A 15530-nucleotide genomic window follows, 5' to 3' on the forward strand; every position below is an offset into this window, starting at 1 on the left:
GCCTGCCTCGTCGAATCGAACGGGTATGCCGGCCTTAAGTCCGTCGAAGCAGTTTCCGCGTACCGCCGGTTTTCGGGGTCGAGACGGCCGATCCGTGGGAACAGTCGACACGGTTCCAACGGCCCATCTGTCGGGGTCAATCGTCCCCACACGGAACGACGTTCACGCTCGCCGACACGCATTTTGCCGTAGACGACGACTCTCCACTATGGCGCTCAGTGCCCGGAACAGACTCTCAGGAACCGTGAAATCCGTTAAGACCGACGAGATAATGGCGGAGGTCGTCGTCGAACTCGGCGACGGCCAGACGATCACGTCGACGATCACGCGCGGGTCCGCCGATCGTCTCGGGCTCAGCGAATCCGACGAGGTCGACGCCGTGATCAAGGCCAGCGAAGTGATGGTCGACAAGGAATAGGCCCGTCTCGATGTCGCGCTCGCGGTCGACATCGCGCTCGACGTCGCGATCGCTTGTACTTTCGAGAACGCCGCAAAGAGAACACTGGTCGTCGTCAACTGCGTGACGACGAAATCCGCTTACTCCGCGAAGACGTCGTCGTACTCGCCGTCGTCCATCCGCTTTTTGAACTCGCGCGGGTTGTTGCCCTCGATGGTGACGCCGAGTGAGGTGCACGTTCCGACGACCTCTTTCGAGGCGTTAAACGGATCGTACGCGAGCAGGTCCGAAGACTTCTGCTCGGCGATCTTCTTCACCTGCTCGACCGTCAGGTCGGCGACGAAGTCCTTCTGCGGTTCGCCCGATCCGGTCTCGAATCCGGCCTCGTCTTTTATCAGTTCCGCCGTCGGCGGGACGCCAACGGAGATCGTAAAGGAGCCGTCGTCCTCGTACTCGACGGTCACGGGGACTTCCATCCCGTCGAACGCGGCCGTCTCGTCGTTGATCTGCTGAACGACGTCCTGCACGTTCACAGGAGTCGGTCCGAGTTCCGGACCGAGCGGCGGGCCGGGGTTGGCCTCCCCGCCGGGAACGAGTACTTCGATAGTTCCAGCCATACCTCACAACACCCTGCGGCGACTTTTAACGGTTTTCTTTCGGTCGAACGGCGTGTTACGGTTGGGCACGGTCGACACGGGGACGGCACGACCGACGCGGGACCGCACGGCCCGCACGACCGACGCGGGGACCGCACGGAAGAAGCGCAGACCGCACGACCAACGCGCCGATCCTACAGGTCTACCCCGAACGGCGCGGCGTCGGCGGCCCGGTCCGCGACGGACCCGAGTAGTTCGGCGGCGGCGTCGAGGTCGTCGGTGTCGATCACCTCGACGGGCGTGTGCATATAGCGGTTCGGGATGCCGAGGTTCAGCGCCGGAATGCCGCTGCGCGCGGTGTAGAACGCGTCGGCGTCGGTGCCGGTTCGCGTGCCCGTCGCCTGCAGTTGCACGTCGATCTCGGCGGCGTCTGCCGACTCGCGCGCGAGGTCGACGAGCGAGGGGTGGTTCGCGCTGCCGCGGGAGACGACCGGCCCCTCGCCGAGTTCGACGGGGCCGCTGCGCTTGCCCGGGATGTCGGGGTTGTCGGTCGCGTGCGTCACGTCGACGGCGATCGCGGCGTCGGGATCGAGGCCGAAGCCGATCATCTTCGCGCCCTGCACGCCGACTTCCTCCTGTACCGTACTCACGGCGTAGACCGTGGCGTCGACGTCGGCTTCGACGGCGGCGCGGAGGCCCTCCGCGGCCGACCAGATGCCGACACGGTTGTCCATCCCTCTCGCGGCCATTCGCGTGCCGTGCAGCGCTCGGACCCGCGTCTCGACGGTCACGGGATCGCCGACTTCGACGAGTTCCCGCGCGTCGTCCCCGTCGTCGGCACCGACGTCGACGAACTGGGCGTCGATATCCTCATAGGACTCCTCCTCGCGCTCACGGAGGTGGATCGCGGTCTGCCCGACGACGCCCGCAACCGGCGTCTCCGCGTGGACCGTCACGTGCTGGCCCTTCGAGACCGTCCGATCCGCGCCGCCGATCGGGCTGATCCGGAGGAACCCGTCCTCGGTGATGTCGCGGACGATGAACCCGATCTCGTCGGCGTGGCCGGTGAACGCGATCGAGACGTCGGAGCCGCCTTGGTGAACGGCGACCGCGTTGCCGTACGCGTCCGTCCACACGTCGTCGGCGAAGTCGCGAACGTAGTCGAGCCACACCCGCTGGCCGACGGCCTCGAAGCCGGACGGGCTCGGTGTCGTCAGAAGATCCGTCAGAAACGCGCGCCTGTCGTCGTCCATACCATCGCTGCGATTGCCTGACACGTGAATCCACCGGGTTCCCTCCGCTATTCACAGGGTTTCCCTCCGCTATCCACTGGGGTACCCTCCACCATTCACCGGGTTTCCTTTTCGTTCCTTTCGCGGGTCCAAACGCGGTCGCCGTAACCTCCGCAACGGTTTTCCGTTCTGTCGGCGTATCGAAAGGTGAGATGACAGAGAAATCCTTCACGCTCTTCGAGATCCATCTGCACGACGGCCTCAGCTTCAGCGCGACCAACACCGCCCCCGCGATCGGCGGGTCGTCGTCCGAGTCCGACGAGGGGATGTCGGAAGATGTCGACGACTCCTCGGAATCGACCGATTCGGGGAAGAACACACCGTTTAGTGACGGCGTGGGCAGGCTCCCGATCGGCGGATTCATCGCGCTCGTCCTGCTCGTCGCGCTCGCGGCCGCGGCGAAGCACTTCCGCGGCGAGGACTCCGACGCGCTCGCGGAACTCGACGACGTCGGCGAGGAGTGACTGACCCGGCGTCGACGAGGAGAGAAACACTTCGCGTCGCCGGAGGGACGAGGGGCCCCAACCGATTCTCCGCGGTCGGATAGCTTAAGCGGCCGCCACGAAATGCCTCCCGTATGACTGTCTCAAGCGCCCCCGGGAAGGTGTATCTCTTCGGGGAACACGCGGTCGTCTACGGCGAGCCAGCGGTACCCTGCGCCATCGAACGCCGCGCCACCGTCACCGCCGACGCCCGCGCGGACGACCACATCAGAGTCGAGGCCCGGGACCTGAGCCTCGACGGCTTCACCGTCGAGTACACCGGCGACACCGGCTACCGACCCGACGTCGACGTCCCGGCGGGGCTCGTCGACGCCGCGGTGGGGTACGTCGACGCCGCGGTCGAACAGGCACGCGACGCCGCTGGCGCGCCCGACGCGGGATTCGACATCACCGTCGAGAGCGAGATCCCGCTCGGCGCGGGGTTGGGATCCTCGGCCGCCGTCGTCGTCGCCGGGATCGACGCGGCCACGCGCGAGTTGGGCGTCGAACTCGCCTCCGAGGAGGTGGCCGACCGCGCCTACCGCGCGGAGTACGACGTGCAGGACGGCCAAGCCTCGCGCGCGGACACGTTCTGCTCGGCGATGGGCGGCGCGGTCAGAGTCGAGGGCGACGACTGCCGCCGGATCGACGCGCCGAACCTCCCCTTCGTCGTCGGCTTCGACGGCGGCGCGGGCGACACCGGCGAACTCGTCGCGAGCGTCCGCGCACTCCGCGAGGAGTACGGGTTCGCCGCCGACACCGTCGAGAGCATCGGTGACATCGTCCGAACGGGCGAGTCGCTGCTCGCCGAGGCCGACCCCGACGCGGAGCCCGAATCGGAACTGCTCGACGAACTCGGTCGACTGATGAACTTCGATCACGGGCTGCTGGAAGCGCTCGGCGTCTCCTCGCGCACGCTCGACAATATGGTGTGGGCCGCTCGCGAGGCGGGCGCACACGGCGCGAAGCTCACCGGCGCGGGCGGCGGCGGCTGCATCGTCGCGCTCGACGAGACGCCGGAGACGCGCACCGCGCTTCGGTACACCGCCGAGTGCAAGGACGCGTTCCGCGCCGAGTTGGACCGCGAGGGCGTTCGCGTGGAGACGTCCGGAGGCGGCGGCCTGAACGCGAAACCCAGCGACGGCGCGAACCGGGGGGCCGATCGACGATGACGACCGTTCTCAAACTCGGTGGCAGCGTCGTCACCGACAAGGAGACGCCGGAGACGGTCGACGACGACGCGCTCGATCGAGTCGTCGACAGCGTCGCCGACGCGGACGTCTCGCGCCTCGTGCTCGTCCACGGCGCGGGGAGTTTCGGTCACCACCACGCGGACAAACACGGCGTGACTCCCGCAGAAGGAAGCCGCGACGCCGCGGGGATCTGGGCGATTCACGACTCGATGCGGCGGCTCAACGACGGAATCGTCGGTCGGCTGCAGGACGCCGGCGTTGCGGCCCTCCCTGTCCATCCGCTCTCGGCGGGCGCGCGGGACGCGGATTCGACGCTATCCCTTCCGGTCGACTCGACGGCGACGATGCTCTCGGAGGGGTTCGTCCCCGTGCTCCACGGCGACGTCATCGCGCAGTCGGGCGCGGGCGCGACGATCATCAGCGGCGACGAGTTAGTCGCGCACTTCGCTCGGGCGCTCGACGCCGACCGCGTCGGCCTCTGCTCCACCGTTCCGGGCGTCTACGACGAGTCGGGCGAAGTCCTCTCGCGGATCACCCGATTCAGGGACGTCGCAGAGGCGCTCGGCGGGGCCGACTCGACCGACGTGACTGGCGGAATGGCGGCGAAAATACGCGCGCTGCTCGATCTCGGTGCGCCGGCGTCCGTGTTCGGCCCCGACGACCTCGACGGGTTCCTCGCCGGGCGGTCGGTCGGGACCGTCGTGGACGGCTGAGATTCGAACGGAATTACGTCCCCGGCACGCCGAGCGCCGAGACCGAGCCCAGCCCGATCAGTTCGAGCGCCGCGAGTGCGACGACCGCGGCGGCCCACGCGGCCGCGCCGGTGACGCCGGCCTTCACCCAGCCGCCGGGATAGCGCCAGCGAATGACGGCGATCCAGCCGATGAGCCCGAACAGCGAGCCGAAAAGCGGGATCCACGACAGGAGCGCCCAAGCCACAGCGCCCAACAGCGCCGTGAGCACCGCGTGTTCGAAAGTCAAGCCGCCGGGTTCCCCCCGCGAAATGACGTGTTTGGCCGCGACGTGGATCGCGCCGCCGCCGATGAGCAGGCTGACGGCGAAGACGACGACGCCGTCGAGCGGATCGAACCGACCGAACTGCAGCGGGATATCGAGGTACATCGGTATTCACTGATTCCTCCGGCACTCTCTCGCCGTCCTTCGGCAATGAATGGGGCTGTCGGTGAACGCCACTTTCGGCCCATTTCGCCGCACTTTATCCGGTTTAGGCGAATTCGCCGCGGAATCGTCAAACGGACGATCCCTCGACCCGCGGTGGGATGAACGGAAACCCCGCTCGAGATCGATGCAGAACCCGCTCGAACAGCACGGATGAATCCAGAGTCGGCCCAGTCTCGTCCAAACCGGTTCAGCCGAGCAGTCCGAAGAGACCGAGTACCCACCGAGCGACCTCCGACAGGGTGAACGCGATCTCTTCTAGGCGGGAGAGCACCCGCCCAGACCACAGGGCGGCGACGATCGCGATCGAAATTCCGGCGAGCCAGACCAGCGTCTCCAACGCCGTTCCGCTCACGGCGAGCGGCGAGACGAACGCCGCGACGCCTCCGCCGACGAGCGTGTCGCCAACAGGCGACGCCGTCACGGTGGACGAGGGTGTCGGCGATCGGAACCGTCCGGTGGAAACGTAATCAAGGCTCGGACTCGTCGTTGGGATCCGATTCAGACTCCTCCTCGGCTCTCGTGGGGTTGCGTCGATCGAGCGGATCTTCGAGCTCGCCCATCACCGCTTCGAGGGCGTCGGTCGCGGTGAGCAGGCCGACGACCCCGCCGTCCTCGATGACGAGCGCTAGCTCCTGATCCTCCGCTTGGAACTGATCGAACGCGTCGCTGACGTTCGTCCCCGCCGCGAGCGTCATCGGCGGTGCGGCGATCTCGGAGAACGACAGGTCGCCGGATTTTAGCTCCTCGAAGTGGTCGATAATCGACGGCGCGTACACGATGCCGCGGAAATCGCTCAGGTCGTCGCCGACGAGCGGGAACCGCGTGTGCGGCGTGCTCCGAATCCGCTCGAAGTTCTCCTCGGGCGATACCGCCGTCGAGAGCGCGACGATGTCGTCGGCCGGGACGATGAGTTCACTGATCGGGAGTTCGTCCACGTCGAGCGCGCTGAGGACTTCCTCCCGTCGCTCTTCGGGGAGTTCACCCTCTTCGAGCAGCGAGTGGATACGGTTTCGCAGCTGTGCCCGCGATTCGAGCACCTCCTCTTCGGTTTCGAGCCACGCGCCGGTCATCTCGATGCCGAACAGTTTGAGCGTCCCCTTCGCGACCCAGTCACCGAGCGTAATGAGCGGAGAGATGAGCCAGTTGAACCAGTACAGCGGGGCCGCCCCGTACCGACAGACCATCCGTGAGCGCTCGACGCCGAGATACGTCGGCGTCTGCTCGCCGTGGGTGAGGTGTAGGAGGTTAATGATTCCGAAGGCGATGATCGCACCCGCACCCACCGATGCCAGCGGCGTGCTGGCGAAATACGGCTCGAACAGCGCGGCCAGCGCGGGTTCGGCGACGATACCCACGGCGATGCTCGAGGCCGTGATTCCAACCTGACACGTCGTCAGGTAGATCTCTAGGCTCTGTGTCATCTCCCACGCCCGTTCGAGGGCGGGGCTTCCGTCGATGAACTCCTGTTCGCTGAACTGCCGCGCACGCGTCAGCGCGAACTCGATAGCGACGAAGAAGCCGTTCGTCAAGATGAGTGCGAGTCCCGCGATCAGACGAAAGCTAAGCTCGATCGGCGTCATCGAATCGTGCCAACGGGCCACTCTCCCAAATAAGCAGGGAAGACCGACCACCGTGCGGAATCGGTAGTCGTCGTCTCGAGCAGACTAACGATTACGTGGCTGTACTGGTTCAGGACAGAGATATCCGGAGTTCGTATTCGTTTGTCACGCCGAGGAGAATCTGCGGTAACTCGTCTGTGAGCCGATCGCCAGTCAGTCGATTGGATGGGCCGGAGACGCTGAAGGCGCCGACGACGTCGCCAGCGTCGTTCTTAACCGGGGCTCCGATGGCATTGACGCCCTCGATTTGCTCTTCTTTGTTGTACGCGTAGCCTCGCTCTCGAATATCCTCGATTGATTGACACAGCGCCGTTCGCGAGGTGATCGTCTGCTCCGTTTTTTTCTCCAGTCCGTTGTCGAGAATTCGGGTGACTCGCTCGTCGGGGAGGTGAGCGAGCAGCGCCTTGCCACCCGCAGTTGCGTGAAGCGGAATCCGTTTGCCGATCGTCGACTGTACCCAGACGCTGTGGTGTCCCGGTGACGTATAGAGGTAGATCCCCTGTAGCCCCTCTTCGACGATGAACGTCGATCTACACCCACTCTCTTCTGCGAGCATCTCCGTATATTTCTCCGCATTCGTGTAGACCTCCTTTCGCGTGCGGGCCTGCTCACCGAACGAGAGGAATTTCAGTGCAAGGTAGTAGGAATCGCCCTCTTTGACGAGATATCCCTCGTCAATCAGCGTTTTCAGGTACCGATGTACGGTGCTCGAACTCACGTCCAGATATTCTCCGAGATCAGCGGGCTTTGCGCCGTTATTGGTATAAATCCACTCTAATATATCGAATGTCTGTTCGACTGTAGTCAAATTTTCTCGGTTTGTTTTTGTCATATGTTTGGAACGGAAGATCCCGTATATAGTTACTTCCGTATGCTGGGATTAATAACTATGCCTAAAATACACTCAGGTTCAGTCAGATACTACGCTACTATACCGCTTTTATCGATGTAATCGCTACTACCATCGTAACTGACTGTCTTAAATCTGTCCCGTATACCGGGCTACTAATTATATATTCCCGTATATTATTATATTCATCGTATAAGAGACTGAATTTTTTGTTCCAATTTCAGATAATAAATCTGCTATTAATGATAATCTATTTGTTATTAGGGCCGGTGGGTGACATCAGGTACCAATGACTGATCGTAAAATTTCGCGAAGAAAAGTGCTCGCTGCGACCGGAACTGCGATTCCGGTCGGGTTGGCGGGATGTTCGAGCGACAACTCGGGCGATGACGGGGCGAACTCGGGCGACTCCTCCAGTGGGGAGACCGATTCCGACTCCGATACCCAAGGGTCGTCGTCGTCGGCAACGACGTTAAATATCGGGCAGGCGCTCCAGCCGACCCGATTCGACCCGATCCTACAGTACTCGAATCCGGACGCACTGGTGGGCAATCGAATCTTCAGTGGCCTCTACACCTACGCGGAGGGAACGGATACGACCACGGACCTCGCAACGTCCGAACCCGAGATCACGCGGGATAACACGCGATACGTTATTCCCATTCGGGAAGACGCGAGTTTCCACAACGGGGATCCAGTTACTGCCGAAGACGCAGCGTATTCGTTTACCGCGCCGCTCGAGGAGGAAACACCGCTCGCAGGAATCTTCTCCGTCATCGATTCCGCGACGGTAGTCGACGAGCACACGGTGCAGTTCGACCTCTCGAATCCGTTTGCGATGTTCAACGAGCTGCTCACCCACCAGATCGTTCCGCGAGCGGTTCGCGAGGACGATCCGGAGGCGTTCAACACCGAACAACCCATCGGCTCTGGACCGTTCCAATTCGTCGATTGGGAACAGAACTCCTACGTCACGCTCGAACGGTGGGACGATTACTGGGGCGAACCGCAACCGGAAGTCGACGCGGTCGAATTCGTTCCGGTCACCGAATCGACGACCCGAATCACGGAACTGGAGACCGGGAACCGAGATATCGTCGAGACGATCCCACCGAGGCTCTGGACGACGGTTCAAGACATGGAGGACGCCAGTCTCGAAGCAGTCGAGGCGATCGGTTACTTCTACGTCGCGTTCAATATGAACGAGGGGCCGACGACCGACCAGCGGGTCCGCGAAGCGATCGATTACAGTTTCTCGATGGACGATGCGGTCGAGCGGTTCATCGAACCTGCCGGTGTGCGGCAGTACTGCCCCCTACCGACACCGGTCGTCGAAGACTGGGGAATATCCGTTGATCAGTGGAAGGATATTCCGAACGATAAGGATATCGAACAGGCACAGCAACTCTTCTCGGAGGCTGGCGTCCCATCTGATTGGAGCTGCAAGATTATCGTCCCGCCGGACGACAACCGTGAAAACATCGGTATTTCCATCGCCAACGGAATCCAAGAGGCCGGATACGACGCGAACGTCGAGCGCCTCGATTGGGGCACGATGCTCAGTCAGGCGTACACGGGGAACGCCGACGACTACAACATGTACGTTCTCGGGTGGGTCCGGTATTCGGACCCCGACGACATTATGTACAATCTCTTCCACACTGACGCGACCGGCGCAAACCAAGGCGTCTACTATGAGAACGAAGAAGTCATGGAGCAACTCGCCCAGGCGCGTAGCTCCGTCGACCGAGAGACCCGCAAGCAACTGTACACTGACGTAATCACGACAGTTCTCGAAGATAAGGTCCATCTCCCGGCGTTCAACTACAAGAACTCCTATGGAGTCCGCTCCCGAGTAGAGGGATTCGACGTTCATCCGGTCTCGCCGATCAATCCACGGATTGTAACCAAAGACGGAACCATCTCGCTTCAATAGTAGCGCGCCCAATATCAGATCTACTCGAAAATGAGTCTGCTTCGATATGTCGTGCGGAGGCTGGCGCAATCTGTCTTCACGCTTCTCGGCGTTGTTACGCTCACGTTTCTGCTCATCAATGCAGCACCGGGCGACCCAGTTCGAATCTTCATCGGGCCGAGTGCCGACGCGGCGACTGTAGAGGCCATTCGAACGCAGTTTGGACTCAACCAACCGCTACACGTGCGCTATTTCAAGTACCTCCTCAACGTGCTCCAAGGGGATCTCGGCCAGAGCATCAACTACCGAGTGCCAGTGACCCAAAAGATCCTCGAACGGTTGCCAGCGACACTTCTTCTCGTCGCCTCGAGTTTCACGTTCGCGATTCTCACCGCGGTTCCGATCGGCGTTCTGTCCGCGAAAAACCGAAATCAACTCTCAGATCACGTGTTCCGCATTCTCGGACTCATCGGGGTTAGCACCCCGAGTTTCTGGGTTGGTCTGCTACTTATCATCGTTTTCACCTACCACCTCGGGCTCTTCCCAGCGACCGGGCTCGTGATGCCGTGGGCGGATCCAGCCTCAGTCGACAACGCAACGACCCGTCTGGACGTCCTCTATGAGGCCGGGATGCACCTCCTGATGCCGACGCTGACGCTCGGCACGCTACAGATGGCCGCGATTATGCGAATCGAACGATCCTCGATGCTCGAAGTCCTCAACCAAGAATACGTGACGCTCGCCAGAGCGTTCGGCGTGAAAGAGCGAACGATGCTCCGAAAACACGCGTTCAAGAACGCACAGCTCCCCGTCTTGACCGTCATCGGACTGCAACTGACAACCGCGCTCGGGGGTTCTGTACTCACAGAGACAGTCTTCAGTATCAGTGGAATGGGTACGTTGATCGTCACAAGCGTCAACGCCCGGGATTACCCGCTTATCCTCGGGGGGACGTTGTTTTACGCGTCCCTGTTCGTCATCGGCGTCCTCATTACGGATCTCCTGTACGCGTATCTCGACCCACGGATCTCCTACGGGGGTGCTGACAACTAATGAGCGACGCTGATGAAGGTTCCGTGTCGACAGACGTTCCTCGAACAGGATGGAGAGAGATAACGGAACAGCTCCGGAGTAACTCGACGTCGCGATGGGGAACGTATATCATCGCTGTCGTCCTCGCCGTGGCGGTCTGGGTGTTCATCGACGGTGTACTCTTGGATTATCACTTCGCCGAAAAGTACTGGTACAGTCCGGTGACCGCGCCTCCGGGATCACCGAGCTTGGCTCCCCCCGTCGGCATCACGAACCAGTTCGGGACCGGAACGTGGGCACACCCGCTCGGAACGGACCACCGCGGTCGCGACATCTTAGCACGCCTCGTGTACGGGACGCGTGTCGCGATCCAAGTCGGAATCGTCGCCACCGGCATCGGAGCCGTCGCCGGAACGGTCATCGGCGCTGTCTCCGGTTACTACGGCGGCTGGGTCGATGACGTTCTCCAGCGGTTCGTCGAGACGTTCTACGCGATCCCGTTTATCGTGCTGATGATCGCGATTATGTCCACGTTCGGCCGCGATCTCTGGATCGCCATCGTCGGCGTCAGCGTCATCACGATGCCGATCTTCGCACGGCTGATTCGATCAGAGGTACTCAGCGTCCGCGAGGAGGAGTACATCGAGGCCGCGAAGGCCGCGGGACTCCGTGATCGCGACATCATTCGTCGACACGTGATCCCGAACAGTCTAGCTCCCGTGTTGGTACAGGCGACGCTTCAAGTCGGCGTGAACATCCTCATCGTCGCCGCGCTATCGTTCCTCGGCTTCGGTGCGCAACCCCCAACGCCGTCGTGGGGCGCGATGTTGGCACAATCGCGAGAGTATATGTTACCGGACCCGTGGTTCAGCCTTTGGCCTGGACTCGCTATTCTGGTGACCGTGGTCGGGTTCAACCTCGTCGGAGACGGTCTCCGCGACGCCTTCGATCCGCGATTGGACGACTGAGTAATCAAGAGATACGACAACTATGAGCCACAATCCACTACTAACGGTCGAAAATCTGAAGACGCAATTCTTCACGAAATCGGGGACGGTTCAGGCGGTTGACGGCGTTTCCTTCAGCGTCGAGCGCGGCGAGATCGTCGGCCTCGTCGGCGAATCCGGCGCTGGAAAAAGCGTTGCCGTCCAGAGCATCCTCCGGCTCGTCGAATCGCCCGGGCGTATCGTCGGCGGTGAGATAACGTTTGACGACAAAACCATCGTCGGATTCGAGGAAGAACGAGACGAGAACGGCGAGCCGATCGAACGCGAGGAGATGCTCTCCGATTCCGAGATGCGCGCTGAGATTCGCGGGAGCGAGATCGCGCTCATCTTCCAAGATCCGATGGAGAGCCTCAATCCCGTGTTCACGGTCGGCGAGCAACTCTGTGAAGTCATCGAGATCAACCGAGATCTCTCTAAGAGAGAGGCTCGCAGCCGTTCGATCGAAATCCTCCGCGAAGTCGGTATTCCGCAGCCCGAAGAGCGGTTTGACGATTACCCGCATCAGTTCTCGGGAGGAATGCGACAGCGCGTCCTGATCGCGATGGCGCTCGGATGTGAACCGAAACTCATCATCGCCGACGAGCCGACGACCGCGCTCGACGTCACGGTCGAAGGGCAGATCCTCGATCTCGTCTACGATCTGCAAAAGCGGTACGATACGAGCTTCCTCTGGGTCACCCACGACATGGGGATCGTCGCGGAGATTTGCGACCGGGTCAACGTGATGTACCTCGGCGAGGTCATCGAGCGCGCGAATGTGGATGACCTGTTTTACAACCCGCAGCATCCCTACACCAAAGCGCTGTTAGATTCGATTCCGCGTCCCGATCAGTCCACGGATACATTACGACCGCTCGAGGGATCGATGCCGGAACCGATCGATCCGCCGTCCGGATGTCGGTTCCACGATCGCTGTTCCGAGGCGCGAGCCGTATGCACTCAAACGCACCCGGATCTCCGTCTCGTTACTGACCACGAACAGTGGGCGGCCTGTCTCAAACACGACGCGTTCGAGGCAGACTACGAAACGAGTCCGGAACTCTCCTCGGAGGGGCTCTCAACGGTCGGTGGTTCCGATGAGTAGCATAGAAGCGAATCCGCTCGTCCGTGTCTCGGGGCTGTCCAAGCACTTCGACAATTCGAGCGGACTGTTCGGCGGGTACGAATTCTCGCCGAATGGGCTGAGCTTCCCGTTCGAGTACGATCCGGAACTCGTCCGCGCGGTCGACGACGTCTCTTTCGAGATCGAACGCGGTGAGACGTTAGGGCTGGTCGGTGAATCCGGCTGTGGCAAATCCACACTTGCTCGCGTCATCTTACGACTCCTCCAACCGACCGAAGGGGACATCTATTTCGGCGGCGAGAACCTCGCGGAACTGAGCGACGAGGAACTCCGGCGGCGTCGAAAGGACATTCAGATAATCTTCCAAGACCCACAGTCGAGCCTCGATCCGCGGATGAAGGTCGGTTCGATCATCGAAGAACCGATGGAGGGTCACGGAATGTACGACGCTTCCGGCCGGGAGGAACGAGCGAAGGAGCTCCTAAATTCCGTCGGACTAGAACCCCAGTACTATCATCGGTATCCGCACGAGTTCTCCGGTGGACAACGCCAGCGGATCAATCTCGCCCGTGCCCTCTCGGTCAACCCCGAATTCGTCATCCTCGACGAACCGACAAGCGCCCTCGACGTCTCGATTCAGGCGCAGATCCTGAATACGTTACAGGATCTCCAAGAGGAGTTCGACCTCACGTACCTGTTCATCAGCCACGACCTATCGGTCATTCGCCATATAAGTGACCGTGTCGCCGTGATGTACCTCGGTGAAATCGTCGAGATCGGAGCCGCCGAGCGGATATTCGAAGAACCGAAACATCCGTACACGCGGGCACTACTGTCCGCGATTCCGGTTCCGGACCCTCGGAATCGGGGAGAGCGAAGCGTTCTCCACGGCGACGTGCCAAGCCCGATCAACCCCCCGAGCGGTTGCCGGTTCCGCACGCGCTGTCCCTCGCTCATCCTTCCCGAGACAGACGAGCTAACCGAGGACGAGTGGAGCGATGTCAGAGAGTTCATCCGCGCCGTCGAACGCCGTTCGTTCGAAGCCAATGACACCGAGACGGTACGAGAAGCATTTCTCAACGGATCGCTCTCCGATCCCACGTGCGAGGAGGTCGTGCACGACGCGATCGAATCTGTCGTCGATGGCCGGTGGACGGACGCGATTACGCTCCTCGATCGACAGTTCGCCGAGAGGAGCATCTGTGCGAAGGAGAGTCCGTCCCTCGAACCCCCCGGCGGGAACGATACGACCCGAAAGGTATCGTGCCATCTGCATTCTTCCACTGCTGCAGAACGTTCGTCTGGACACCTAGGAGGGGAGAGATAGCGAAGGCGTCCCCGCACAGACTGCACCGTCACCGAACATAGATACGTCCAACAATGACCAAAGACACGATACACGAACGAATCGAAGAACGTCGAACCGAACTCGTCTCGCTCACTCGCACCATCTGGGAAAATCCAGAGCTCGGGCTCCAAGAGACCGATTCCGCGGGTCTCCTCGCGAACACGCTCGCCGAGGAGGGATTCACCGTTGAGCGTGGTATCGGTGGAATGCCGACGGCGTTCGCTGCTTCCTACGGAACCGGAGACCCGACTATCGGAATCCTCGGCGAATACGATGCACTTCCCGGACTCTCGCAAAAAGTGGGGGCGCAACGAGAACCCGTTGAGGTCGGAGCCCCCGGACACGGATGCGGGCATAACCTCTTCGGCGTCGGCAGTCTCGGTGCCGCAATCGCGATCAAGGAGGCGATCGAGAGCGGTGAAATCGACGGGACGATTCGCTATTACGGTTGTCCTGCGGAGGAAACGCTCGTTGGCAAGGTCTATATGGCCCGCTCTGGCGTTTTCGACGACCTCGATGCGGCGCTAACGTGGCATCCGAGCCAGGTATCGGCACCGTGGAAGGCACGGTCGCTCGCGATGAACTCTCTGGAGTATACGTTCACTGGGCAGTCAGCCCACGCGGCAGATTCGCCGGAATCTGGACGGAGTGCACTCGACGCAGTCGAACTGATGAACCTCGGCGTCGAGTTTATGCGAGAACACATCTCTGAGGACGCCCGCATCCACTATTCGATTACGAACGGCGGCGGTGCACCAAACGTCGTTCCGGCCGAGGCCTCGGTTTGGTACTTCGTCCGTGCGTCGACGCGGTCGGGCGTCGACCGGATCACCGACTGGCTCGACGACATCGCCGACGGTGCCACGTTGATGTCGCAAACGACCGTCGACCGCCAGTTCCTAACCGGCTGCTACGACTACATCGCGAACGACACGCTTTCGGACGTACTTCTCTCGAATATGCGCGAACTCGGAGAGATACCGTATACGGAGGCGGACCGGGAATTTGCGGCTGAGCTCAGAGACACGCTCGACGAAGCAACGATCGAGAGTCGACTCAGCGTACTTTCAGAACCTGTGCGTTCGGCTGCGAGAGACCAAGCGCTCTACTCGGAACCGATGGAATCGTTCGATGAGGGAACCGTGCTAAGCGGCTCAACCGACGTGGGTGACGTCAGTTGGATCACGCCCGTCGCACAGTTTTGGTGCGCATCTTGGCCCGCCGGAACGCCCTCCCACACGTGGCAGGCAGTCGCCGCGAACGGCGACTTCGCGGCAACGTCCGCGGTTTACGCCGCGAAAGTTCTCGCAGGAAGCGCATACGATCTGTTCACGACTCCGTCGTTGATCGAGACGGCGAACGAGGAGTTACGATCGACTCGCCCGCACGAGTACGAGAGTCCGCTTCCGGAAACCGCTGAACCACCTATGGAGATGGATGTGAACTGATATGCATACTGTAGAAACTACCTCTCTTACGACGGCTGTACAGCATCACACACCGGTCGAAACCGCGGTCGAGGGTATCCTCCGATCGATCGTTCGATTCGACAAC

General features: G+C 61.6%; 16 protein-coding genes. 10 read left to right on the forward strand and 6 right to left on the reverse strand.

The window, feature by feature from the left end:
* Window positions 1-208: 208 nt before the first annotated feature.
* Entirely contained in the window at window positions 209-418 is a 210-nt protein-coding gene (locus tag U5919_RS14410) for a TOBE domain-containing protein (RefSeq protein WP_336025145.1), read from the forward strand.
* Window positions 419-537: 119 nt separating this feature from the next.
* Here U5919_RS14410 and U5919_RS14415 read toward each other — a convergent pair whose 3' ends face one another.
* Together U5919_RS14415 and U5919_RS14420 are read right to left on the reverse strand one after the other, a co-directional pair.
* On the reverse strand, window positions 538-1014 hold the full coding sequence (locus tag U5919_RS14415) for a 50S ribosomal protein L11 (RefSeq protein WP_336025146.1): 477 nt from the start codon (window positions 1012-1014) through the stop codon (window positions 538-540).
* Window positions 1015-1187: 173 nt separating this feature from the next.
* The gene (locus U5919_RS14420; protein ID WP_336025147.1) at window positions 1188-2246 is read right to left on the reverse strand and encodes a M20/M25/M40 family metallo-hydrolase; all 1059 of its coding nucleotides are present in this window, start codon (window positions 2244-2246) and stop codon (window positions 1188-1190) included.
* A gap of 191 nt (window positions 2247-2437) precedes the next feature.
* Between U5919_RS14420 and U5919_RS14425 the strand changes: the two genes are divergently transcribed.
* From U5919_RS14425 to U5919_RS14435, 3 genes are all read left to right on the forward strand, one after another.
* Window positions 2438-2749 (forward strand): hypothetical protein, encoded by a 312-nt coding sequence (locus U5919_RS14425; RefSeq protein ID WP_336025148.1) that lies wholly within the window; start codon window positions 2438-2440, stop codon window positions 2747-2749.
* Between the two features lie 113 nt (window positions 2750-2862).
* On the forward strand, window positions 2863-3939 hold the full coding sequence (gene mvk / locus U5919_RS14430) for a mevalonate kinase (protein WP_336025150.1): 1077 nt from the start codon (window positions 2863-2865) through the stop codon (window positions 3937-3939).
* Window positions 3936-4673: an isopentenyl phosphate kinase gene (locus U5919_RS14435; protein WP_336025151.1), complete on the forward strand. Its 738-nt coding sequence runs from the start codon at window positions 3936-3938 to the stop codon at window positions 4671-4673. The genes mvk and U5919_RS14435 overlap by 4 nt, the downstream gene beginning before the upstream one ends.
* Before the next feature lie 13 nt (window positions 4674-4686).
* On the opposite strand, the gene U5919_RS14440 is transcribed toward U5919_RS14435, so the two are convergent.
* The 4 genes from U5919_RS14440 to U5919_RS14455 form a co-directional block, all read right to left on the reverse strand.
* The gene (locus U5919_RS14440; protein ID WP_336025152.1) at window positions 4687-5082 is read right to left on the reverse strand and encodes a hypothetical protein; all 396 of its coding nucleotides are present in this window, start codon (window positions 5080-5082) and stop codon (window positions 4687-4689) included.
* A 247-nt stretch (window positions 5083-5329) separates the two neighbouring features.
* A complete protein-coding gene (locus U5919_RS14445) occupies window positions 5330-5563 on the reverse strand; it encodes a hypothetical protein (protein WP_336025153.1) in 234 nt (77 codons plus the stop codon).
* Window positions 5564-5609: 46 nt separating this feature from the next.
* Window positions 5610-6722 (reverse strand): CNNM domain-containing protein, encoded by a 1113-nt coding sequence (locus U5919_RS14450; protein ID WP_336025154.1) that lies wholly within the window; start codon window positions 6720-6722, stop codon window positions 5610-5612.
* Window positions 6723-6831: 109 nt separating this feature from the next.
* Window positions 6832-7593, reverse strand: coding sequence for an IclR family transcriptional regulator (locus tag U5919_RS14455; RefSeq protein WP_336025155.1), 762 nt, complete (start codon window positions 7591-7593; stop codon window positions 6832-6834).
* Window positions 7594-7900: 307 nt separating this feature from the next.
* Here U5919_RS14455 and U5919_RS14460 point away from each other — a divergent pair, with 307 nt between their 5' ends.
* Genes U5919_RS14460 through U5919_RS14485 form a run of 6 tightly spaced genes read left to right on the forward strand, consistent with a single transcriptional unit; the run spans window position 7901 to window position 15424 of the window.
* Window positions 7901-9547, forward strand: a complete 1647-nt coding sequence (locus tag U5919_RS14460; protein WP_336025156.1) for an ABC transporter substrate-binding protein — start codon at window positions 7901-7903, stop codon at window positions 9545-9547.
* A 30-nt stretch (window positions 9548-9577) separates the two neighbouring features.
* Window positions 9578-10579 (forward strand): ABC transporter permease, encoded by a 1002-nt coding sequence (locus U5919_RS14465; protein ID WP_336025157.1) that lies wholly within the window; start codon window positions 9578-9580, stop codon window positions 10577-10579.
* Entirely contained in the window at window positions 10579-11526 is a 948-nt protein-coding gene (locus tag U5919_RS14470) for an ABC transporter permease (protein WP_336025158.1), read from the forward strand. The genes U5919_RS14465 and U5919_RS14470 overlap by 1 nt, the downstream gene beginning before the upstream one ends.
* Window positions 11527-11548: 22 nt before the next feature.
* Window positions 11549-12649, forward strand: a complete 1101-nt coding sequence (locus tag U5919_RS14475; protein WP_336025159.1) for an ABC transporter ATP-binding protein — start codon at window positions 11549-11551, stop codon at window positions 12647-12649.
* Complete coding sequence (locus tag U5919_RS14480) at window positions 12642-13955, forward strand: ABC transporter ATP-binding protein (RefSeq protein WP_336025160.1); 1314 nt, start codon at window positions 12642-12644, stop codon at window positions 13953-13955. The genes U5919_RS14475 and U5919_RS14480 overlap by 8 nt, the downstream gene beginning before the upstream one ends.
* Before the next feature lie 53 nt (window positions 13956-14008).
* Window positions 14009-15424 carry a M20 family metallopeptidase gene (locus U5919_RS14485; RefSeq protein WP_336025161.1) on the forward strand — a complete coding sequence of 472 codons (1416 nt, stop codon included), beginning with the start codon at window positions 14009-14011 and terminating at the stop codon, window positions 15422-15424.
* Window positions 15425-15530: the final 106 nt, after the last annotated feature.

The sequence above is a fragment of the Halobellus sp. LT62 genome (assembly GCF_037031285.1).
Classification (GTDB): domain Archaea; phylum Halobacteriota; class Halobacteria; order Halobacteriales; family Haloferacaceae; genus Haloquadratum; species Haloquadratum salinisoli.

What these genes read in the sequence shown, in the direction of transcription:
- U5919_RS14410 (WP_336025145.1), top strand. Translation starts at nt 209, where the DNA reads ATGGCGCTCAGTGCCCGGAACAGACTCTCAGGAACCGTGAAATCCGTT.
- U5919_RS14415 (WP_336025146.1), bottom strand. Translation starts at nt 1,014, where the DNA reads ATGGCTGGAACTATCGAAGTACTCGTTCCCGGCGGGGAGGCCAACCCC.
- U5919_RS14420 (WP_336025147.1), bottom strand. Translation starts at nt 2,246, where the DNA reads ATGGACGACGACAGGCGCGCGTTTCTGACGGATCTTCTGACGACACCG.
- U5919_RS14425 (WP_336025148.1), top strand. Translation starts at nt 2,438, where the DNA reads ATGACAGAGAAATCCTTCACGCTCTTCGAGATCCATCTGCACGACGGC.
- mvk (WP_336025150.1), top strand. Translation starts at nt 2,863, where the DNA reads ATGACTGTCTCAAGCGCCCCCGGGAAGGTGTATCTCTTCGGGGAACAC.
- U5919_RS14435 (WP_336025151.1), top strand. Translation starts at nt 3,936, where the DNA reads ATGACGACCGTTCTCAAACTCGGTGGCAGCGTCGTCACCGACAAGGAG.
- U5919_RS14440 (WP_336025152.1), bottom strand. Translation starts at nt 5,082, where the DNA reads ATGTACCTCGATATCCCGCTGCAGTTCGGTCGGTTCGATCCGCTCGAC.
- U5919_RS14450 (WP_336025154.1), bottom strand. Translation starts at nt 6,722, where the DNA reads ATGACGCCGATCGAGCTTAGCTTTCGTCTGATCGCGGGACTCGCACTC.
- U5919_RS14455 (WP_336025155.1), bottom strand. Translation starts at nt 7,593, where the DNA reads ATGACAAAAACAAACCGAGAAAATTTGACTACAGTCGAACAGACATTC.
- U5919_RS14460 (WP_336025156.1), top strand. Translation starts at nt 7,901, where the DNA reads ATGACTGATCGTAAAATTTCGCGAAGAAAAGTGCTCGCTGCGACCGGA.
- U5919_RS14465 (WP_336025157.1), top strand. Translation starts at nt 9,578, where the DNA reads ATGAGTCTGCTTCGATATGTCGTGCGGAGGCTGGCGCAATCTGTCTTC.
- U5919_RS14470 (WP_336025158.1), top strand. Translation starts at nt 10,579, where the DNA reads ATGAGCGACGCTGATGAAGGTTCCGTGTCGACAGACGTTCCTCGAACA.
- U5919_RS14475 (WP_336025159.1), top strand. Translation starts at nt 11,549, where the DNA reads ATGAGCCACAATCCACTACTAACGGTCGAAAATCTGAAGACGCAATTC.
- U5919_RS14480 (WP_336025160.1), top strand. Translation starts at nt 12,642, where the DNA reads ATGAGTAGCATAGAAGCGAATCCGCTCGTCCGTGTCTCGGGGCTGTCC.
- U5919_RS14485 (WP_336025161.1), top strand. Translation starts at nt 14,009, where the DNA reads ATGACCAAAGACACGATACACGAACGAATCGAAGAACGTCGAACCGAA.